General features: G+C 65.7%; 2 protein-coding genes. Both read right to left on the reverse strand.

Annotated features, from left to right (window positions below):
- Window positions 1-1231 (reverse strand): cbb3-type cytochrome c oxidase subunit I (locus AC30N0_RS05040; RefSeq protein ID WP_489516837.1); only part of this gene is annotated, 1231 nt, incomplete at its 3' end.
- A gap of 24 nt (window positions 1232-1255) precedes the next feature.
- Entirely contained in the window at window positions 1256-2368 is a 1113-nt protein-coding gene (coxB, locus tag AC30N0_RS05045) for a cytochrome c oxidase subunit II (RefSeq protein WP_489516838.1), read from the reverse strand.
- Window positions 2369-2409: the final 41 nt, after the last annotated feature.

Below are 2409 nucleotides of genomic sequence, written 5' to 3' on the forward strand. Positions count from 1 at the left end.
GCGACCCGGCGACGAGCACGTAGTGGAAGTGCGCCACCACGTAGTACGTATCGTGGACCGGGATGTCGACCGGGGCCACGGCCAGGATCAGGCCGCTGAAGCCGCCGATCGTGAAGACGATGATGAAGCCCACCGCCCAGAGCATCGGCGTCTCGAACGTCATCGAGCCGCGCCACATGGTGGCGATCCAGTTGAATACCTTCACGCCGGTGGGCACCGCGATCAGCATGGTCGCGTACATGAAGAACAGCTGCCCCGTCACCGGCATGCCGGTGGCAAACATGTGGTGCGCCCAGACGATGAACGACAGGATGGCGATCGACGCCGTGGCATAGACCATCGAGGTGTAGCCGAACAGGCGCTTCCTGGAGAACGCCGGGATCACCTGGCTGATGATCCCGAACGCCGGCAGGATCATGATGTAGACCTCGGGGTGACCGAAGAACCAGAAGATGTGCTGGAACATCACCGGGTCGCCGCCGCCCGCGGGATTGAAGAAGGCCGTGCCGAAGTGGCGATCGGTCAGCGTCATCGTGATGGCGCCCGCGAGCACCGGCATGACCGCGATCAGCAGGTAGGCCGTGATCAGCCAGGTCCAGCAGAAGAGCGGCATCTTCATCAGCGTCATCCCCGGCGCGCGCATGTTGAGGATGGTGACGATGATGTTGATCGAGCCCATGATCGAGCTCGCGCCCAGGATGTGCAGGGCGAAGATGCCGGCGTCCATGGATGCGGGCATCTGCAGCGTCAGCGGCGCGTAGATCGTCCAGCCGGCCGCCGGCGCGCCACCCGGCATGAAGAAGGAGCTGACCAGCATCAGCCCGGCCGGGATGAGCAGCCAGAAGCTAAGGTTGTTCATGCGCGCGAACGCCATGTCCGGCGCGCCGATCTGCAGCGGCACCATCCAGTTCGCGAAGCCGACGAAGGCCGGCATGATGGCGCCGAACACCATGATCAGCCCGTGCATCGTCACGAGCTGGTTGTAGAAGTGCGGGTTCATGAACTGCAGCCCGGGCTGGAACAGCTCCAGCCGCATCGCCAGGGCGAGCGCTCCGCCCACCATGAACATGGTGAACGAGAACAGCAGGTACATCGTCCCGATGTCCTTGTGGTTCGTGGCGTAGACCCAGCGCCTCCAGCCGTGCGGCGCACCGTGGTGCTGCTCGTCCGGCGCGTGCTGGGAACCCGCTGCTTCGGGATGGATGCCGGGGTGTCCGACGACTGCGCTCATGGGGAGTGGGTCCTTAGGAAGGCGCTACTTGCGCAGGGCCGCGATGTCGGCGGGCTGCACCAGCTGCCCGGTCTTGTTCGACCAGCTGTTCTTGGTGAAGGTGATGACGGCTGCGATCTCGGTATCGGTCAGCTGCTTCCAGGCCGGCATGGCGCCGTTGTTCTGGCCGTTGAGCAGCACGAGGATCTGCTTGGATTTGTCGGCGTCCAGCACCGTCGGCGAGCCGTCGAGCGCCTTGATGGCGGCGTTGGCCTTGCCGGTCGGCTGGTGGCAGACCTGGCAGTTCGCGGCATAAATCTGCTCGCCGCGCGCGACCAGGGGCGCCAGCTCCCAGACCTTGCCCGGGTCGTCGGCCTTGGCTGCCGCTTCCTTGCGCCGCTCGTCGACCCAGGCGGAGTAGGCCTGCTGCGAGACGACCTTGACATGGATCGGCATGTACGCGTGCTCCTTGCCGCACAGCTCGTAGCACTGGCCGTAGAAGTCGCCCTCGCGGTCGGCGCGGAACCAGGTGTCGCGCACGAAGCCGGGAAAGGCGTCCTGCTTGGCGCCCAGCGCCGGGACGCCCCACGAGTGGATCACGTCGTTGGCGGTGGTGACGATCCGGACCTTCTTGTTCACCGGCACGACGAGGGGGTTGTCGACCTTGAACAGGTAGTCGTCGCCGACCGGCTTGCCGGAGTCGGACATCTCGCGGTGCGTCGGGTCGAGCGTGGAGAGGAAGCCGATCCCCTCGCCTTCACCCTTGAGGTAGTCGTAGCCCCACTTCCACTGGATGCCGGTGGCCTTGATGGTCAGGTCGGCGGCGCTGGTGTCCTTCATCGCGACGATCACGCGCGTGGCCGGCAAGGCCATCAGGATGACGATGATGAAGGGGATCACGGTCCAGGCGATCTCGACCGTCGTGCTCTCGTGGAAGTTGGCCGCGCGCGCACCCTTGGACTTGCGGTGCTTGACGATCGAATAGAACATCACGCCGAACACGGCGACGAAGATCACGACGCAGATCACCAGCATGAAGTTGTGCAGCCACTGCTGGTCGTAGGCGATCCGCGAGGCCGGCGGATGCAGGTCGATCTGGTTGACCGACGGCCCGCCCGCAAGGTCGCCGACGGCATAGGCCGGCCCGGCGAGCGCCACGCCGAGGGCCCGGGGGAATCGGCCGGCGGCGCGGCAGAGGG

Origin of the sequence: Rhizobacter sp. (genome assembly GCF_031412495.1) — a bacterium.
Lineage (GTDB): Bacteria > Pseudomonadota > Gammaproteobacteria > Burkholderiales > Burkholderiaceae_C > Schlegelella_A.